Source organism: Zobellia sp. OII3, assembly GCF_002211465.1.
In the GTDB taxonomy this organism is placed as follows: domain Bacteria; phylum Bacteroidota; class Bacteroidia; order Flavobacteriales; family Flavobacteriaceae; genus Zobellia; species Zobellia galactanivorans.
On sequence record NZ_MWRZ01000001.1, the window covers coordinates 1,667,919 to 1,687,209 of the forward strand.

At 43.7% G+C, this 19,291-nt stretch carries 14 protein-coding genes; all 14 read left to right on the top strand.

Features of this window, described 5'->3' with window-relative positions; genetic code table 11:
* Positions 1–43: 43 nt before the first annotated feature.
* The 14 genes from ruvB (at position 44) to B4Q04_RS06930 (ending at position 19,266) form a co-directional block, all read left to right on the top strand.
* A complete protein-coding gene (ruvB, locus tag B4Q04_RS06865) occupies positions 44–1,066 on the top strand; it encodes a Holliday junction branch migration DNA helicase RuvB (RefSeq protein ID WP_088696329.1) in 1,023 nt (340 codons plus the stop codon).
* Between the two features lies 1 nt (position 1,067).
* Positions 1,068–1,988: a tRNA epoxyqueuosine(34) reductase QueG gene (gene queG / locus B4Q04_RS06870; protein ID WP_088696330.1), complete on the top strand. Its 921-nt coding sequence runs from the start codon at positions 1,068–1,070 to the stop codon at positions 1,986–1,988.
* Positions 1,989–2,110: 122 nt separating this feature from the next.
* Positions 2,111–3,436, top strand: a complete 1,326-nt coding sequence (locus B4Q04_RS06875) for an MFS transporter (RefSeq protein ID WP_088696331.1) — start codon at positions 2,111–2,113, stop codon at positions 3,434–3,436.
* Between the two features lie 113 nt (positions 3,437–3,549).
* Complete coding sequence (locus B4Q04_RS06880; RefSeq protein WP_013993728.1) at positions 3,550–5,847, top strand: NADP-dependent malic enzyme; 2,298 nt, start codon at positions 3,550–3,552, stop codon at positions 5,845–5,847.
* A 54-nt stretch (positions 5,848–5,901) separates the two neighbouring features.
* On the top strand, positions 5,902–6,483 hold the full coding sequence (ruvA, locus tag B4Q04_RS06885; protein WP_013993729.1) for a Holliday junction branch migration protein RuvA: 582 nt from the start codon (positions 5,902–5,904) through the stop codon (positions 6,481–6,483).
* Between the two features lie 5 nt (positions 6,484–6,488).
* Positions 6,489–13,664, top strand: a complete 7,176-nt coding sequence (sprA, locus tag B4Q04_RS06890; protein ID WP_088696332.1) for a cell surface protein SprA — start codon at positions 6,489–6,491, stop codon at positions 13,662–13,664.
* 145 nt (positions 13,665–13,809) lie between these two features.
* A complete protein-coding gene (gcvH, locus tag B4Q04_RS06895; RefSeq protein ID WP_013993731.1) occupies positions 13,810–14,190 on the top strand; it encodes a glycine cleavage system protein GcvH in 381 nt (126 codons plus the stop codon).
* Positions 14,183–14,584: a VanZ family protein gene (locus tag B4Q04_RS06900; protein ID WP_052725539.1), complete on the top strand. Its 402-nt coding sequence runs from the start codon at positions 14,183–14,185 to the stop codon at positions 14,582–14,584. The genes gcvH and B4Q04_RS06900 overlap by 8 nt, the downstream gene beginning before the upstream one ends.
* Positions 14,585–14,637: 53 nt before the next feature.
* Positions 14,638–15,342 (top strand): energy transducer TonB, encoded by a 705-nt coding sequence (locus B4Q04_RS06905; protein WP_013993733.1) that lies wholly within the window; start codon positions 14,638–14,640, stop codon positions 15,340–15,342.
* Positions 15,343–15,515: 173 nt separating this feature from the next.
* A complete protein-coding gene (gene cyoE, locus B4Q04_RS06910) occupies positions 15,516–16,415 on the top strand; it encodes a heme o synthase (protein WP_088696333.1) in 900 nt (299 codons plus the stop codon).
* A gap of 4 nt (positions 16,416–16,419) precedes the next feature.
* On the top strand, positions 16,420–17,001 hold the full coding sequence (locus tag B4Q04_RS06915; protein WP_088696334.1) for a heme-copper oxidase subunit III: 582 nt from the start codon (positions 16,420–16,422) through the stop codon (positions 16,999–17,001).
* 96 nt (positions 17,002–17,097) lie between these two features.
* Positions 17,098–18,087 (top strand): cytochrome c oxidase subunit 3, encoded by a 990-nt coding sequence (locus tag B4Q04_RS06920; RefSeq protein ID WP_013993736.1) that lies wholly within the window; start codon positions 17,098–17,100, stop codon positions 18,085–18,087.
* Positions 18,088–18,142: 55 nt separating this feature from the next.
* A complete protein-coding gene (locus tag B4Q04_RS06925) occupies positions 18,143–18,526 on the top strand; it encodes a cytochrome C oxidase subunit IV family protein (protein WP_013993737.1) in 384 nt (127 codons plus the stop codon).
* Between the two features lie 104 nt (positions 18,527–18,630).
* Complete coding sequence (locus tag B4Q04_RS06930) at positions 18,631–19,266, top strand: hypothetical protein (RefSeq protein WP_046287889.1); 636 nt, start codon at positions 18,631–18,633, stop codon at positions 19,264–19,266.
* The last annotated feature ends 25 nt before the right edge of the window (positions 19,267–19,291 follow it).

Genomic DNA, 19,291 nt, shown 5'->3' on the forward strand with positions numbered 1-19,291 from the left:
AGTATAGTGGGCTTGTTTCTTTTTCCATTATCTTTGTTTTGATATGAACGAGTACCTAGACCCCGTAGGGGAGAATTTTACCCCAGAGGAATTTGATATAGAAAGAGCCTTGCGCCCCATAAGTTTCGACGATTTTACGGGGCAAGAACAGGTCTTGGAAAATTTAAAGGTTTTTGTAGAGGCAGCCAATCAAAGGGGTGAGGCATTAGACCATACCTTGTTTCACGGTCCTCCGGGACTTGGAAAAACGACTTTGGCACATATTCTGGCGAATGAGTTGGGGGTGGGGATAAAGATCACCTCTGGGCCAGTACTCGACAAACCTGGTGACCTGGCCGGCCTGCTTACGAATCTCGAAGAGCGCGATGTGCTTTTTATCGATGAGATCCATCGGTTGAGCCCTATTGTCGAGGAGTACCTCTACTCGGCCATGGAAGATTATAAAATAGATATTATGATCGAAACGGGCCCCAACGCCCGATCGGTTCAAATAAATCTAAATCCCTTCACCTTGATAGGGGCTACTACCCGCTCGGGACTATTGACTTCGCCTATGCGCGCCCGATTCGGCATCCAGAGCCGCTTACAGTACTATTCAACCGAGCTGCTCTCTACCATTGTAGAGCGTAGTGCCGAAATATTGAAGGTGCCTATTAGTCAAGAGGCCGCCATAGAGATTGCGGGCAGAAGTAGGGGGACGCCCAGAATCTGCAATGCCTTGCTCCGTCGTGTACGCGATTTTGCCCAGATCAAAGGGAACGGGACGATAGATATGGAGATTTCTAAGTTCAGTCTAAAGGCATTGAATGTCGATGCCCACGGATTGGATGAAATGGACAATAAAATTCTTTCCACCATCATTGATAAGTTCAAAGGTGGTCCGGTGGGAATTACAACCTTGGCCACTGCAGTTTCGGAAAGTGCCGAAACCATTGAGGAGGTATACGAACCTTTTTTGATACAACAAGGCTTTATCATGCGTACCCCACGTGGGCGTGAAGTTACCGATTTGGCCTATAAACACTTGGGAAAGCTTAAAGGAGGAATACAGCCCGGGTTGTTTTAATATGGACTCCAAAGCGAAATATTCAGAACTTATAAAAACCGAAGCCAAACGCCTCGGTTTTTTGTCATGTGGTATTTCCAAAGCCGATTTTTTAGAGGAAGAGGCCCCGAGACTTGAAAGCTGGCTCAACAATAATATGCACGGTGAAATGTCGTACATGGCCAACCATTTTGATAAGCGGTTGGATCCGCGTTTGCTGGTAGATGGCGCCAAGTCCGTTATTTCCTTATTGCTCAATTACTATCCCAAGGAAACGCAAAAAGAAGATACGTACAAAATATCGAAGTACGCCTACGGGCAAGATTACCACCACGTCATTAAATCGAAGTTGCGCGAACTGCAGAATTTTATGTCGGAGCATATTGGTGAAGTCGGGGGCAGGGCCTTTGTAGATTCCGCACCGGTACTCGATAAGGCATGGGCCGCTAAAAGTGGTTTGGGGTGGATCGGTAAGCACAGCAATCTACTCACCCAACGTGTAGGTTCGTTTTATTTTATAGCCGAACTTATCGTCGATGTCGATTTGGAATATGACCACCGGGTCACGGATCACTGCGGAACCTGTACTGCCTGTATCGATGCATGCCCAACGGAAGCTATTGTTGAGCCCTATGTGGTCGATGGCAGTAAATGCATTTCATACTTCACTATTGAGCTTAAAAATGAGATTCCGACCGAGGTTAAGGGTCAGTTTGACGATTGGGCCTTCGGTTGTGATGTGTGCCAAGATGTGTGTCCATGGAACCGTTTTTCCAAACCCCACCAAGAACCGCTGTTCGACCCCCATCCCGAGCTATTGTCCATGACAAAAAAAGATTGGGAAGAGATTACCGAAGATGTATTTCGAAAGGTGTTTCAAAAATCGGCGGTCAAGCGGACTAAATTTTCTGGTTTACAACGAAATATCAAATTTTTGAAGTAATAGAGGGGGCGGTCCTCAAACCTTAGAGTTGGCCAACTTTTGAAAATTCCACTAAAGTTCTTTCGGGCCGAAGATATATTGTGTTATCTTGTTAGGTAGTTTTTGTACCAAACCTCCTTGTAATGCACTTGATAAAAAAACCAAGCTTAAGTTTTTGGCAGATTTTTAATATGAACGTTGGCTTTTTGGGCATTCAGTTCAGTTTTGGCCTACAGCAAACCGCTATCAATCCTGTTTTTTTGTTCTTGGGGGCGTCTGAAGATATGTTGCCCATTTTGAATATAGCGGGTCCGGTTACGGGTCTGGTCATTCAGCCTATTATCGGGGCGATATCGGATAAGACTTGGTCTCCCCGTTTTGGTCGTAGAAAACCTTTTTTCTTGATCGGGGCCATTATTGGCAGTCTGTGTTTATTCGCATTTCCGCTCAGTCCCGCCTTATGGTTCGCCGTTGGCCTACTTTGGATTTTAGATGTGGGGAACAATATGGCCATGGAACCCTATCGTGCCTTTGTAGGCGATAAACTCCCCGAAAAGCAGTTGAGTCTCGGGTATCAAATGCAAAGTCTGTTCGTGGGAGCGGGTATTGTTTTGGCCAATGCTTCCATTTTCTTGTTTCAAGATTGGTTTGGGGGCGGCGATGTTGCCGATGTGGCAGGGTCTATTCCGAAATGGTTGTACTATTCCTTTTTTATAGGGGCCTTTTTATCGGTAGCCACTATTCTTTGGTCCGTATTGAAAACGCCGGAGATTCCGCCAACGGAAAAAGAAATGAGGGAAATAAAGGAGCATAATGCACTGTCCTTCGTTCAGCGTTTCAATATGCCTTTCGTGGAAATATCCAAGGCAATCAAAGAAATGCCTCCCTTTATGTGGAAGCTTTCCGTAGTTTATCTTTTTCAGTGGTATGCACTTTTTGTGTATTGGCAGTTTATAACCCCTTTGTTTATGCATACCATGGGGTTTGATCTTTCCGAGGCCGCCGCCCAATCGGCAAAAATGAGTACTACCTACAATATATCTACCATGGTCGTGGCTTTAGCTTTGGTACCCTTGGTCCTTAAAATCGGAAGCAAAAAGGTTTATGCGGCCAGTTTGTTAGGTACCGGTTTGGCACTGTTTGCTATTCCGTATATCTCCGACCCTATATACGTCTTATTGCCCATGGTGTTTTTTGGTATAGGCTGGGCGGCTATGATGGGTATACCTTATACCATGGTGTCTAAAATCGTACCGCAAGATAGGCGCGGGGTTTATATGGGCATTTTGAATATGATGATCGTTATTCCCATGGGGATAGAGACCCTTACTTTCGGACCTATTTTTAAAAGTCTTTTAGGGGGCAATGCGGTTAATGCCATTTTGTTCGCTGGCGTGTTTTTTGTACTTGCAGCTGTGTTTTCGCTGCGCTTGAACGTAAAGGGCGAAAAGGAAGAAAAAATGGGCTAGTTGAGATGTTTTCCCTCTTTAATATGGCTAAATCGTAGAAATTTATACGCTTAACGGGCTACACATATCCGAAGAATACCCTTAAATTTGTCTCCTTAAAACAGAATAATCCTATGGGCAATCAAAAACAGAGAAGGGAAGCGTTGATCTATCACGCGAAACCACAGCCTGGTAAAATAAAAATCGTTCCTACAAAACCTTATAGCACCCAACGTGATTTGGCTTTGGCCTACTCACCGGGTGTGGCAGAACCTTGTCTTGAAATTGCAAAGGACAAGGATAACGCCTATAAATATACCTCAAAGGGGAATCTTGTAGCCATTATCTCGAACGGTACGGCCGTTTTGGGGCTGGGTAACATTGGGCCCGAAGCGTCAAAGCCCGTTATGGAAGGGAAGGGTTTGTTGTTCAAGATTTTTGCCGATATCGATGGTATAGATATAGAAGTTGATACGGAAGATGTAGACGAGTTTGTGCAGACCGTTAAAATGATCGCCCCTACTTTTGGTGGAATCAATTTGGAAGACATCAAGGCTCCTGAAGCTTTTGAAATAGAGCGAAGGCTTAAAGAAGAACTCGATATTCCGGTAATGCACGATGATCAACACGGTACGGCCATCATTTCTGCCGCCGCATTGTTGAACGCCCTCGAATTATCGGAAAAGAAAATAGAGGACGCACGTATCGTTATCAGTGGGGCCGGAGCTGCGGCAGTATCCTGTACCAAACTGTACAAGGCTTTTGGGGCCAAGGCCGAAAATATTGTTATGCTAGACAGTAAGGGGGTCATTAGAAAAGATGCCGAGAACCTGTCTGCCTCTAAAAAAGAATTCGCGACCGATAGGAAAATAAATACGCTTGCCGAAGCTATGGTCGATGCCGACGTGTTCGTCGGTCTTTCCATTGCGAATATCGTTACTGCCGAGATGTTGGAATCAATGGCCGAAAACCCTATCGTCTTTGCCATGGCGAACCCCGATCCAGAGGTAGATTATGACCTGGCCGTTAAGACGCGTAAAGATATTATTATGGCTACGGGACGTTCGGACCATCCGAACCAAGTCAACAACGTACTCGGTTTTCCTTTTATTTTTAGGGGAGCCTTGGATGTGCGTGCCACGACCATTAACGAAGAAATGAAAATGGCTGCCGTTAAGGCCTTGGCCGAATTGACCAAACAACCGGTACCTGAGCAGGTGAACATTGCCTATGGGGAAACCAGGTTGACTTTTGGTAAAGAATATATAATACCTAAACCTTTTGATCAACGTCTGATTTCGGAGATTCCACCGGCCGTGGCCAAAGCGGCGATGGATAGTGGTGTGGCTAAAAACCCTATTGAAGATTGGGACCGTTACCGAGAGGAGCTTTTACAACGATCGGGGAATGACAATAAGGTGGTGCGTTTGTTGCACAACCGGGCTAAAATGAATAAAAAGCGTATCGTCTTTGCCGAAGCCGACCATCTTGACGTGCTTAAGGCGGCTCAGATCGTTCACGAAGAGGGTATTGCAGAGCCTATTCTCTTGGGAAGAAAAGAGATCATTCTAGAGCTGAAAAAAGAATTGGATTTTGATGCCGATATAGAAATCGTTGATCCTACGTCCAAAGAATTTGACGAAAAGCACATACGTTACGCTACCAAATTCTGGGAAAGTAGAAAGCGCAGCGGTACGACTCTTTACAGTGCTAAAATAAGAATGCGGGAACGCAACTATTTCGGGGCTATGATGGTACTCGAAGGTGACGCGGATGGAATGATTTCCGGCTACTCAAGGGCGTATCCGACAGTGGTGAAACCAATTTTTGAAGTTATTGGTCGGGCATCGAACGTGAAGAAGGTGTCTACGGTCAATATTATGATTACCGATAGGGGGCCGTTGTTTTTGGCCGATACTTCTATCAATATTGATCCAAATGCCGAAGAGATTGCCGAAATAGCCCAAAACGCGGCCAACGTAGCGTCTACCTTCGGTTTTGAGCCTGTGTTGGCTCTCTTGTCTTACGCCAACTTTGGTTCATCGAGCCATCCCCATGCCAAAAAGGTTAGGGAGGCCGTTCGTATTTTACATGAAAGTAATCCTGAGCTTGTGGTAGATGGTGAGATCCAAACCGATTTCGCCTTGAACAAAGAGTTGCTTCAAAGTCAGTTTCCGTTTTCTAAACTAGCGGGCAAAAAAGTCAATACTTTGATTTTTCCAAATCTAGAAGCGGCGAACATAACGTATAAATTATTGAAGGAATTAAACCAGGCAGATAGTATTGGTCCAATCATGGTCGGGCTGAGAAGGTCGGTACATATTCTTCAATTGGGGGCAAGTGTAGATGAAATGGTGAATATGACCGCGGTTGCCGTTATAGATGCCCAAGAACGAGAAAAAAGAAGAAAGGCCAAGGCTCAGGCCAAATAACAACTATAGTCCGGCTGTAATGGCCGGACAAAATAACCCCAAAACCACCCGAACATGATCACGCATCTTAGAGGAAAACTTGTAGAGAAGAACCCGACCTATGTCGTAATTGAATGTGCAGGGGTGGGTTATTTTGTCAATATTTCGCTCAATACCTTTGCCAAGGTGGGCGACTCTGAGAGTATAAGTTTGTTCACCCATCTACAGGTGAAAGAAGATTCTCACACCTTGTTCGGGTTTGCCGAAAGATCGGAACGCGAAATTTTCCGGCTTTTGCTTTCGGTTTCCGGTATTGGATCAAGTACCGCACGGACCATGTTATCGTCGTTGGAGCCCGCCCAAATTAGGGATGCCATTGCCAATGGTGACGTGGCCACGATTCAATCGATAAAAGGTATCGGGGCCAAAACGGCCCAACGCGTAATTCTCGATCTACGCGATAAGATTCTAAAAGTGTACGATATAGGTGAAGTTTCCGCTGCTGCGAACAATACAAATAAAGAAGAAGCGTTATCTGCTTTAGAGGTTCTTGGCTTTGTAAGAAGATCCGCCGAAAAGGTAGTTGATAAAGTACTTGCCCAAGACCCCTCGCTCAGCGTAGAGAATATTATTAAACTTGCGCTTAAAAATTTATAACAAGTTTGAAAACAGGGGCCAAACTATTTCTTAAATCAACATTTAAGCTTACTCTCCTATTTTCATTTTTGATTGTTTCAACGGGAATAACCTATGCCCAGGAAACCGAAAATGAAGATAAGGAAGAACAGCAGGTGGATTCCGTAAAGACGGGTTTTTCTTTGGGTAAACTCAAAATGGAAAACCCTGAAAGTATTGTTAGTAAATACGAGTACGATCCCAATTTGAATATGTACATCTATTCTGAAAAGGTAGGTGATTTTGATATTGGATACCCTGTGATCTTAACTCCTGATCAGTATTACGAGCTGGTGCGCCAAGAGGGTATCAAAGATTATTTTAAGGAAAAATCAGATGCCTTTGCAGGTAAAAAGGAAGGTAGTGAAGAAGCTCGAAAAAACTTACTGCCCAACTTTTATGTCAATAATAATTTCTTTCAATCCGTTTTTGGAGGCAATACCATAGAGGTTATTCCACAGGGTTCCGTCGCGATGGACCTTGGGGTCATCTGGCAGAAGAACGACAACCCTTCCTTATCCCCTCGAAACCGTACCAATCTATCCTTTGATTTTGATCAGCGTATCAGTTTGAGTATGCTGGGTAAAATAGGGGAGCGATTACAGGTAACGGCAAACTACGATACCGAGGCTACTTTCGATTTTCAGAACATTGTAAAATTAGACTATACGCCCACCGAAGATGACATCATCAGGTCTATTGAGGTAGGTAACGTAAATATGCCGTTGAATAGTTCGTTGATCACCGGGGCACAAAGCCTTTTTGGGGTTAAGACACAACTGCAGTTCGGTAAGACCATGGTGACCGCGGTATTTTCCGAACAACGTTCACAAAACAATACCGTAGTGGCCCAAGGTGGTGGTACCGTTAACGATTTCTCGGTTTCGGCCCTACAGTACGACGAAGACAAACATTTCTTTTTAGCCCAGTATTTTAGGGATAACTACGATGCGGCCTTGGCCAATTACCCGTATATCAAGAGCCAAGTCCAGATTACGCGTTTAGAGGTTTGGGTGACCAATAGAAGCCAACAAACCTTGAATGTCCGTAATGTTGTCGGTATACAAGATTTGGGGGAGTATGATCCCTTGGTGGCCGGAGAGGCCAAAACCCGAATTTCACAAAATGCCCCAGCGCAATTCTTTAAATCCAATACATCGGGTCAACCGAACCAGTTGCCGCGTAACAACGCCAATAATTACGACCCCAGCCTTATAGGCAAGGGTGGAGCGCTTACCCAAAGTATTCGCGATGTGTCTACCATAGAACAAGGCTTCAATATAGCCGGATACCAGCCGAACCAGGGTTTTGATTACGCTTACCTGGAAAATGCACGGAAACTGGAGCAGGGAAGGGACTTTCAATTTAATGCCCAACTGGGGTACATTTCCTTGAACCAACGTTTGAGCAATGACGAGGTTTTGGCCGTGGCTTTTCAATATACCTACAACGGCCAAGTGTATCAAGTGGGTGAGTTCGCCAACGGTGGGCTAGATGCCACTACGGTTTCAGGGGCCGTCGATAATCCTGTAATCAATAACAATACACTGGTTTTAAAACTACTGAAAAGTAATATCACCAATGTTTCGGATCCTATTTGGGATTTGATGATGAAGAACATCTACGCTACGGGCGCCTTTAGGTTGAGCCAAGAAGATTTTAAGATGAATATTCTTTATTCGAACCCCACGCCACGAAACTATATTACGCCAGTAGAGGATTTTCCGAACCAAACGGATGGGGGGAAACCTTTGCAAGAACGTATACTGCTAGAGATATTTAATTTCGACAGGCTTAATGTCTATAACGATATACAACCCGGAGGTGACGGTTTTTTCGATTTTGTACCGGGTATAACGGTAGATACGGAGAACGGACAAATAATTTTTACAAAGGTCGAGCCTTTCGGGGAATACTTGTTCAACCGTTTAGGCGGGGGGGATTACAATGCTGAAAACTCCTATAACGAGAACCAGAAAAAATATGTTTTTAGGGATATGTACGAGCTGACGAAATCGGCGGCCTTACAGAATCCTGAAAAGGATAAATTTATTCTAAAAGGAAAGTATAAGTCGGAAGGAAGCAATGGTATACCCATTGGTGCCTTTAATGTGCCAAGAGGTTCCGTTCGGGTTACCGCTGGAGGAAGGCAATTGCAAGAAGGTATCGATTACACCGTGAATTATCAAGCGGGTACGGTACAGATTCTTGATCCTAGTCTGGAAGCTTCCAATACCCCTATCAATATTTCCGTAGAGAACAATGCCGTATTCGGGCAGCAAACACGTCGGTTTACCGGGGTAAACGTAGAGCATCAGTTTAATAAGAACTTTGTTTTGGGCGCGACTTTGTTGAACCTGAACGAACGCCCCCTGACACAAAAATCCAATTTTGGGGTTGAGCCGGTGAACAATACCGTATTTGGAATCAATGGAAACTTTTCCACTGAAGTCCCCTTCTTGACCCGACTGGTCAATAAACTTCCCAATATAGATACCGATGTGCCATCGAACCTTTCGGTTCGGGGTGAAGTGGCTTGGTTAAAACCGAATTCGCCTAAAAATGCCGATTTTGAAGGCGAAACCACGACCTATTTAGACGATTTCGAGGGGGCTCAGGCATTGATCGATATTCGTTCCTCCTTAGGGTGGACCCTTGCCAGTACGCCGCTTGAATTTTTAGATTCGCCTACCCAGAAAGGTCTTGAAACCGGCTTCAATAGGGCAAAAATGGCGTGGTATACCATAGACCCCATATTCTATACCAACCAAAGACCATCGAGTATAAGTGACAATGATATTTCCACCAATGCCACGCGAAGAATATATATCGATGAGGTATTTCCTAAAATAGAACAGGCACAAGGGCAGACGCGTCAGCAGACTACACTTGACTTGGCTTACTATCCTGAGATGAAGGGGCCTTATAATGCCAATCCGAATTTTCAGACCGAATCGCCCAACGATAAATGGGGTGGTATAATGCGCTCGTTGAGCAGCACGAACTTTGAGCAGGCCAATGTGGAGTTTGTTCAGTTTTGGGTTATGGATCCCTATCTTGACGGTACGGCCACAAGCGAAGGTGAGTTGGTGTTTAACCTTGGTACTATTTCCGAAGATATTTTGGCCGATGGGTTAAAGCAGTATGAAAATGGATTGCCGATAAATGGTGAGGGTAGTGTAAAACCTGAAAATCCTATTTGGGGTCCTGTTCCGGCAACCCAAGCCTTGGTCTATGCATTTGATGTGAATGAAGAGAGCCGTGCTCAACAAGATGTTGGTTTTGACGGTTTAGACGATGCGGCCGAAGCGGCTATTTACGGCAACGAAAACCCTGAGGATCCCGCCTTGGATAATTACGAATACTTCTTGCAGCGCGACGGAAGTATACTGAATCGCTATTTGAACTTTAATAACCCACAGGGCAACTCACCGGTACAGGTAACCAACGATAATAGAGGGTCGACCACTTTACCCGATGTTGAGGATATGGACCGTGACCTGACCATGAACACGGTGAACAGCTATTACGAATACCGTATTCCGATCAAACCGAATACGACCATTAACGATAAATACGTTACCGATATTCGCGATTCATTGGTGCTTTCAGGCAACAGGATTCCGAACGGAAGTACGGTGCGTACAAGGTGGATCCAATATAAAATTCCCTTAAGTGACTTTACGGCGGCCGTTGGCGGAATCAACGATTTTAGGTCGATCAGCTCATTGCGTATGTATATGACCGGTTTTTCTAGCGATGTGCTTTTGCGTTTTGCTACCCTTGATTTGGTACGTGGTGATTGGCGTACCTATGTGAAGTCGCTCGATAAGGACGATCCCGATGCAACGGATGATGCTACTACCTTAGATGTAAATGCGGTTAACATTCAGGAAAATGAGAATAGGAGTCCTATTCCCTATGTTTTGCCTCCGGGAGTACGTCGTGAGCAACTGAACAATAATAATACGATCATTCAGCAAAACGAGCAATCGCTTTCTTTTGTGGTCGAAAACCTTGAGCCTAGAGATTCGCGAGGGGTGTTCAAGAACCTTGATATAGATATACGTCAGTACGAGAAGCTGAAAATGTTCATTCATGCCGAAAAGATCTTGGAAACGGATACCTATAATGTGGAAGAACCTTTGGTCGGTTTTCTTAGGATAGGAACCGATTTCTCGGAAAACTTCTATCAGTTGGAAATTCCCTTGGAGTTTACACCTTTTGGGTCTAGCTCTGAATCTGCGGTTTGGCCCGATAACAACCAAATGGAAATTCTATTGGCGGACTTGAACAAGGTGAAGTCGGTTTGGATTTCCGGAACGGATTTGAGTGAGATTAGATATTTTGAGGTGGTCAATGGGGAAGTGGTTTCCGTAAATGAATTTGCTCCAAGAACACCGGGTCAATTGCGTATCGGTATTCAGGGTAACCCTTCTTTGGGAAGCATCCGTAGTATGATGGTGGGGGTGAAAAACGTAAGCGATTTTCCGGCCCGTGGTGAAGTATGGTTCAATGAGCTTCGTTTGGCCGGATTGGATAACGAGGGAGGATGGGCCGCTTTGGCCGCCGTTGATGCCAATTTTGCCGATTTTGCGAATATCTCCGCAACGGGAAGTACAAGTACCTCCGGTTTTGGCGCCATTGATCAAATGCCGAACGAGCGTGCCCGTGAAGATGCCATTTCCTATGATTTGGTAACAAACGTAAATATAGGTCAATTGCTTCCTAAAAAATGGGGCATTCAAATACCGTTTAACTATGGGGTGTCGGAAGAGATGATAACCCCTGAGTTTGATCCGGTTTACGACGATTTAAAACTCGAGGATAGAATTGCCGTTGGCGACGATCCGGATGCGATCGAAGAGCAGGCGGAAGATTATACAAAGAGAACAAGCATCAACTTTATTGGGGTGCGTAAAGATAGGGGGGAAGAGGCCGAGGCCAATTTTTACGATATCGAGAACTTTACTTTTAATTATTCCTATAACGAAACCAATCACAGGGATTTTGAAATAGCGGCCTTGGAAGATAAGAACGTTGCCGCCGGCTTTGTGTACAACCATAGCTTCAAACCTGTGGAGGTAGCTCCTTTTATGAAGAACGATTCGTTGTTTACCAGTCGATATTGGAGGTGGTTAAAGGAATTGAACCTTAGTCTGCTGCCTACAAGCGTATCTGTAAATTCCAATATAGACCGACAGTTCAACCAACAGCGTTTTAGGGATGTCGTTGAAGAAGGGGTAGATAAATTAGATTTGCCGACATTGCAACAAAGAAACTATCAGTTCAATTGGCAATATGCGGTCAACTACAGTCTTACCAAGTCGTTGCGCTTGAACATGACCGCGAGTAACAACCATATTGTACGTAATTATTTTGAAGACCCTTCCGATCCTAACTCTGCTGTAGATGAAACCTTGGGGCTTTGGGATGGCTTCTGGGATTTAGGTGAGCCGAATCGGCATGCCCAGCAGTTGGAACTCAATTATGATCTTCCCTTCAGTAAGATTCCATTGCTTGATTTTATAAATTCACAATACAGCTATACCAGTAACTTTGATTGGCAACGTGGCGGTGATGCATTGAAGGTAGTAACGGGAAGGGATATCAATACGGTGCAGAATGCCAGTACCCATAATATTACGGCCAATTTGACCATGCAAAAGTTCTACGATATGATAGGACTTAAAAAGCGCAGTGGGAAGTCTAGTGCCAGTAAGGCTCCGGTACGAAAAGATAAGGCGGGCAACCCGGTTTCGGATGGCGAGAAGACCAAAAAGAAAAGTAGTGGACTGTTCAATACGGCAGTAGACGTACTCACCATGGTGAAACGCTTGAACGTAAACTATAACGAAAGTAGGGGTAAGGTGCTGCCTGGCTATACCCAGTCGGTCGGCTTTGTAGGGTCGTTGAGACCGTCTTTCGGTTTTGTGTTCGGTAGTCAGGCCGATGTACGGTTTGATGCCGCAAGAAAAGGATGGTTGACCGATTTTGGTGAGTTTAATGAGCAGTTCGTTCAGAATGTAAACCGACAATTGAACATTACGGCCACCGCACAGCCTATTAAAGACCTGACCATAGACTTATCTGCCGATAGACAGTTTTCGAATAGCTATCAAGAGAACTTTAGTGTTACGAAAAATGCGAACGGTGAATTCGAGTACAATAACCTTTTAGGGAACGATTACGGTAATTTCAGTATCTCTACGGTTATGATCGGTACGATTTTCAATAAAAGCGATGAGTTCGATTCAAAGACTTTTGAACAGTTCAAGCAAAACCGTATTACCATCGCTAACCGCTTGGTGGCCGATCGGGGAGAAAATTTGGTAATAGATCCCGATACCGGCTTTCCCGAAAAATACGGAAAAACACAACAAGACGTATTGCTTCCGGCCTTCTTTGCAGCCTATACCGGGCAAGATGCCGAAAGGGTGAACCTAGATGCTTTCCGTCAGATTCCTATTCCTAACTGGAACTTAAAGTATACGGGACTTATGCGAAATAAGTGGTTCAAGAAGAAATTCCAAAGATTTTCACTTAGTCATGGCTATCGCGCGGCATATAGTATCAATTCCTTTCAGACCAACCTCGAGAAAGTCCAGTTGGAAAATGATGGCTTGCCTGCCCTAGATCCGGAGACAGGGGATAGAATGTCTGACCTTATTTTGAACAACGTGGTCTTGAACGATGAGTTCAACCCCTTGGTGCGTGTTGATTTCGAAATGAAAAACTCGGTCAGTATCTTGGCCGAAATGAGAACCAGCAGAACCTTGGCGCTTAGTTTCGATAATAATTTAATGACCGAAATGAACGGTAAGGAATATACCGTCGGACTAGGTTATCGTTTTAAGGATGTGAAGTTCGTGACCAACATAGGAGGGAACAAGACCCGTTTAAAAGGAGACTTGAACTTAAAGGCGGATGTTACCTTGAGGGACAACATTACTATTATAAGAAACTTGGATATTGACAATAACCAGATCACCTCGGGTCAAAACTTGCTATCGATCAAGTTTACTGCGGATTATGCACTGAGTAAAAACTTGAACGCCTTGTTCTTCTATGATCATTCGTTCTCACAGTTTGCCGTTTCTACCGCTTTTCCACAGACCACTATAAATACCGGCTTTACCTTAAGGTATAATTTCGGTAACTAAAGAAGGTGAGCTTCTATTTTGATTGGATTTTCGGCACCGCTTGAAAGGTATTGGCGAAGCCTTCTAAAATTACTTGTCAACTTCATCTCGTTTTTTTGAAAACTACTTCAGAAAACTTTACATTTGCTTCCATAAAAATAAGAACATGAACATACCTGCAGAATTAAAGTACACAAAAGATCACGAATGGGTCAAAATCGATGGTGATATAGCAACGGTAGGTATTACCGATTTCGCCCAGAGCGAGCTTGGCGATATCGTTTATGTTGAAGTGGAGACCGTTGATGAGACCTTGGATAAGGAAGAGGTGTTCGGTACGGTAGAGGCCGTTAAAACGGTTTCGGATCTATTTCAACCTTTGAGCGGAGAGATTGTCGAGTTCAATGAAGCTTTGGAAGATGCTCCGGAAAACGTAAATTCAGACCCCTATGGAAGTGGCTGGATGGTGAAAATAAAATTTAGCGATGCTTCTGAGGTAGACGGACTTTTGTCTGCCGACGATTACAAGGCTCTTATAGGTGCTTAAGAACTATAAGTATACAATTGCATTACTGGGCTGGATGGTGTTTGTGACCGTTTCCAGCCTTGTTTCTTTTTCGGATAGCGATGGCGTTGACATCGATATACCCAATTTCGATAAGGTCGTTCACTTTTGCTTTTATTTTGGGGCCGCCTTTTTGGGGGTTTTCTTTATTCGGGAACGGACCAAGGCCGATACGCCACTTAAAAAATCGGTTTGGTACGCTGCAATGGTGGCTATTGTTTATGGTATAATTATTGAGGTGTTACAGTACAGTTTAACAACTGATCGTCATGGCGATATTCTAGATGCATTGGCCAATAGTGTGGGTGCAATTGCCGGGGCATTCATTGCAAAATCCCTTTTTTCAGGGGAAAGGTGGTTAAAATGGAAAAATTAGTTGCTTGTTAAAGGAATATTTAATTAAATTAGCAAACATTAAAATTCAAATATATGGAACCGAAAAAGAATCCGAAAGCAGATATAGGCCGTAATAGCGGGCTCTATTTTGTTATTGGTCTGGCACTTACAATGGCATTGGTCTACGGTGCGTTAGAATGGAAAACGTACGATAAAACCAATGACTACGATATTTCAATGAATGTTGACGATGAATTGGACGAAGAAGTTCCTATGACGGAGCAGATTAAGACCCCTCCGCCACCACCACCGCCAGCGGCTCCAGAAATAATTGAGGTTGTAGAAGATGAGGAAGAAGTTGAAGAAACTGTAATCGAGTCTACTGAAACCAGTCAAGAAGAAGAGATTATCGAAGTAGAGGATGTAATCGTTGAGGAAGAGGTAGAAGATGTAGATGTGCCTTTTGCGGTTATTGAAGATGTGCCTATTTTTCCAGGTTGTGAAGGCGAGTCCGATAAAAGGGCTTGTTTCCAGAAAATGATGCAAAAGCATATCAGTAAAAACTTTAGATACCCGGAAATCGCTCAGGAAATGGGTGTTCAAGGTAGGGTGAGTGTAATGTTTACCATTCAAAAAGATGGTAGCATCGGTAACGTTAGAATGCGTGGTCCGGACAAAAACCTAGAGAAAGAAGCTGCACGTATTATCAGCAAGCTTCCTAAAATGACACCAGGTAAGCAACGTGGTAGGGCTGTAAGGGTTCCATTTAGTATTCCTATTACCTTTAAGTTGCAATAAAATATATTCAATGTTTACTTAAAAACCCGCCTAATTGTAGGCGGGTTTTTTTGTGTTTTACCTTTGCGCGCGGCAGGGTGGTTTCAATATCGTGGCCGTACATAAGATAAAGATGTACAATTGGTTGCAAAAATAGAGGGTGAAGGCTATCTTTGCCGTTCGAAAAAAGATGAATGAAGACTGCGGTGAATACGGCAACGGCTCCTACCTTGGCACTGGCAATTGCCGATTTTAAAGAGATTACGAAAGCTAGGCTTGCTATAAGCGTGGTTTTTTCTTCTTTGGCGGGTTACTTACTCGGGGCCGAACAAATAGAAGGTGTCTCGTTGTTGTTATTGGCTTTCGGTGGATATTGTATGGTGGGTGCGTCCAATGCGTACAACCAGATTATTGAAAAAGATCTGGATGCCTTGATGAAAAGAACCCAAAACCGGCCCATACCTTCGGGGAGGATGTCTGTTAACAAGGCCTTGTTCATCGCCATTTTGCTTACCGTTCTCGGGGTGGTTTCACTTTATGTATTGAACCCTAAGACTGCCATGTTCGGCGCTATTTCCATATTTCTTTATACAAGTTGCTATACGCCTTTGAAGACCAAGACGCCCTTGGCCGTTTTTGTTGGGGCTTTTCCTGGGGCCATTCCCTTTATGTTGGGGTGGGTAGCTGCCACGAACGAATTCGGAATTGAGCCGGGAACCTTGTTCATGATACAGTTTTTTTGGCAGTTTCCGCATTTCTGGGCCTTGGGTTGGATGCTTGATGATGACTATAAAAGAGGAGGGTTTAAAATGCTTCCTACCGGGAAAAAGGATAAGGGAACTGCATTGCAGATTATAATGTATACCATTTGGATGTTGGTCATTTCAGTTGTGCCCGCTTTTGGTTTTACGGGTAGATTGGAGCTTTCCATACCGGCCGCGGTAATTATATTTCTAATGGGTATGGTTATGTTGGTATTTGCCTTTTTGCTCTATGAGCGAAGGGATAACCTTACCGCCCGCAAATTGATGTTGGCCAGTGTTAGCTACATAACCCTAATGCAGGTAGTTTACGTAATAGATAAGTTTATTTAATAAGATGGATTTAACAAGAGGAACGGGGAAGGAAAAGAACGATAGGGCCAAGAAGATGATGCTTTGGTTCGGTATTGTTAGCCTGCTCATGGGATTTGCTGGGTGGACCAGTGCCTATATCGTAAGTAGTTCGCGTGAAGACTGGATCAGTGACCTGCTGTTGCCAAATTCATTCTTTATGAGTACGGCGATCATTGTCTCCAGTAGCTTTACCTATATAATGGCCAAAAAAGCCATAAAGCTGGGGCAGTCGAAAATGGGTACGAACTGGTTGTTGGTCACTCTGGGGCTGGGTATCGCTTTTGTCGTGTTTCAGTTCAAAGGTTTTTCGGAAATGATCGCTACCGGATATTATTTTACCGGTCCGACAAGCAACATAAAATTATCATACGTCTTTTTGATCGCCATGGTGCATATTGTGCATGTTGCGGCGGGCATTATCTCATTATTGGTGGTGCTGTACAATCAAATTAAAGGAAAATACTCCCCTCAAGAATACTTAGGGGTAGATTTAGGAGCTACTTTTTGGCATTTTTTAGACCTCTTATGGGTTTATTTACTGGCATTTATGTATTTCGTGGAATAATAAATTAAAATAAAGTGGGTTTTCATTAGTATTCGACTTTCACGATACATAAGAAAACTATAAATTTGTGCAAAATCTAACCATACTACAAATAATATGGATTCAACGATAACAACTGGTACGGCGGAAGAAAACGTGTGGGGAGGCGGAAATCGTCCCTTAGGAGCATCATATGGGAAAATGATGATGTGGTTCTTTATCGTTTCCGATGCTTTGACATTTTCAGGATTTTTGGCCGCTTACGGCTTTTCAAGGTTTAAATTTATAGAAACGTGGCCTATTGCCGATGAGGTATTTACCCACGTTCCTTTCTTCCACGGGAACTACCCCATGATTTATGTGGCGTTTATGACCTTCGTTTTGATTATGTCTTCCGTAACTATGGTATTGGCCGTAGATGCCGGACACAAAATGAAGAAGAACGCCGTGATATGGTATATGTTCTTGACCATAATCGGTGGTGCTATATTCGTAGGCTCTCAAGCTTGGGAATGGGGTACTTTTATCAAAGGTGATTATGGCGCGGTAGAAACCAATGGTGGTAGAATTCTACAATTCGTGAATGCCGAAACCGGTGAGCGTGCTGCAATTAGGGATTTTGCAAAGACCATTCCTACCGAACGTACCGAACATGAACGTAAGAACGGAGTTTGGTTTTTCGATGAGGGCTATTTGCCTAGCTATTCCTTAAATGAGGTGGTCGAAGGTTTTAAGGCACATCCGAACATCCTTATTCGTACCGAGGCCATCGTTCAGGAAGGTGAGAACGAAGGTCATAAAACACTACTTACCAGGGAGGAATCCTTAAAAAAGATAAAAGATAGTAAATACGTCGTAGAAGGGGCTAACCTAATTCGTAACGAGTACGGAAGCCGATTGTTCGCCGATTTCTTTTTCTTTATTACGGGCTTTCACGGATTCCACGTTTTCTCAGGGGTGGTAATCAACGTAATTATATTCTTTAATGTGGTCTTGGGTACTTATGAGCGCAGAGGGCACTACGAGATGGTAGAAAAAGTAGGACTGTACTGGCACTTTGTGGATTTGGTATGGGTATTCGTATTCACCTTTTTCTATCTGGTATAACAAGAACAATAGCTTTTCCGTTGTAAACGGTATCTAACGAAATTGAGATTATAAAATGGCACACGCACACAAACTAGAGATTTTCAGGGGGCTTCTAAAATTTAAGTCCAATACCCAAAAAATATGGGGCGTACTTATCTTTTTGTCTATCGTTACCGCTATAGAGGTAGCCTTGGGTATTGCTAAACCAAGGGTTTTGACCCATTCACACTTTTTGGGGATGAAATTGCTCAACTGGGTATTCATTATTCTAACCTTGGTGAAGGCTTACTACATTGCATGGGATTTCATGCACTTGAGAGATGAAAAGAGCTCTTTGAGAAGGGCTATTGTATGGACTCCGATTTTCCTTGTGGCCTATTTGGTCTTTATTCTTCTTTTTGAAGCCGACTACGTTTATAACGTGTATAAGAATGGATTCATTCAGTGGAATTTTTAAGTGAATAGTTTTATAAATTAACAGCATACTAAGACGGTTTCACGACCGTCTTTTTTATTTTTGTAAGTATTAATTTCATTGTCTGAAGTTCTTCGTATATGCAGGTGAAAAAGTTTGTAGTCTTGACCGTATTGTTCATACTGCCTATCGTGGCATACCTCTTCTTTGCCTCTGGCGTTAATAACTTCGGAAAGCTTCCCATATTGACCAATGGCGTTGACGATGTGGCCCATATAGGAACGGCCAAGGTGTCGTTTAAAGATAAGATTACCGTAGTGGGCTTTTTAGGGAAAAACCTCGATAGCAAGGCCGGGAATGCCTTTAACCTCAACCAAAAGATCTATAAGCGCTTTTACGAGTTCAATGATTTTCAGTTCGTCATGCTCGTTCCAAAGGGGACTGAAGATATGGTGGCTGCCCTTGAGGGCGAATTGGGGCATTTGGTAGATATGAAAAAATGGAACTTTGTCTTTGCCGATGATGCCCAAATTACCGATTTTTTCGCATCACTGAAGACCGATATAAGCCTCGATGAAAATCTGGGTACCCCTTACGTTTTTATCATAGATAAGGATTTGAACCTTCGTGGTAGGGAGAATGACGAAGACGATGGTACAAAATATGGCTTTGATTCAACTTCGGTAGCCGAGTTGAACAATAAGATGGAAGACGATATTAAAATTATATTGGCAGAATACCGCCTTGCACTTAAAAAGAATAATGCCGATAGGGCAAAGTAATAATGGTTGTTGATCTCTAAGTGAA

What these genes read in the sequence shown, in the direction of transcription:
- ruvB (WP_088696329.1), top strand. Translation starts at nt 44, where the DNA reads ATGAACGAGTACCTAGACCCCGTAGGGGAGAATTTTACCCCAGAGGAA.
- queG (WP_088696330.1), top strand. Translation starts at nt 1,068, where the DNA reads ATGGACTCCAAAGCGAAATATTCAGAACTTATAAAAACCGAAGCCAAA.
- B4Q04_RS06875 (WP_088696331.1), top strand. Translation starts at nt 2,111, where the DNA reads ATGCACTTGATAAAAAAACCAAGCTTAAGTTTTTGGCAGATTTTTAAT.
- B4Q04_RS06880 (WP_013993728.1), top strand. Translation starts at nt 3,550, where the DNA reads ATGGGCAATCAAAAACAGAGAAGGGAAGCGTTGATCTATCACGCGAAA.
- ruvA (WP_013993729.1), top strand. Translation starts at nt 5,902, where the DNA reads ATGATCACGCATCTTAGAGGAAAACTTGTAGAGAAGAACCCGACCTAT.
- gcvH (WP_013993731.1), top strand. Translation starts at nt 13,810, where the DNA reads ATGAACATACCTGCAGAATTAAAGTACACAAAAGATCACGAATGGGTC.
- B4Q04_RS06905 (WP_013993733.1), top strand. Translation starts at nt 14,638, where the DNA reads ATGGAACCGAAAAAGAATCCGAAAGCAGATATAGGCCGTAATAGCGGG.
- cyoE (WP_088696333.1), top strand. Translation starts at nt 15,516, where the DNA reads ATGAAGACTGCGGTGAATACGGCAACGGCTCCTACCTTGGCACTGGCA.
- B4Q04_RS06915 (WP_088696334.1), top strand. Translation starts at nt 16,420, where the DNA reads ATGGATTTAACAAGAGGAACGGGGAAGGAAAAGAACGATAGGGCCAAG.
- B4Q04_RS06920 (WP_013993736.1), top strand. Translation starts at nt 17,098, where the DNA reads ATGGATTCAACGATAACAACTGGTACGGCGGAAGAAAACGTGTGGGGA.
- B4Q04_RS06925 (WP_013993737.1), top strand. Translation starts at nt 18,143, where the DNA reads ATGGCACACGCACACAAACTAGAGATTTTCAGGGGGCTTCTAAAATTT.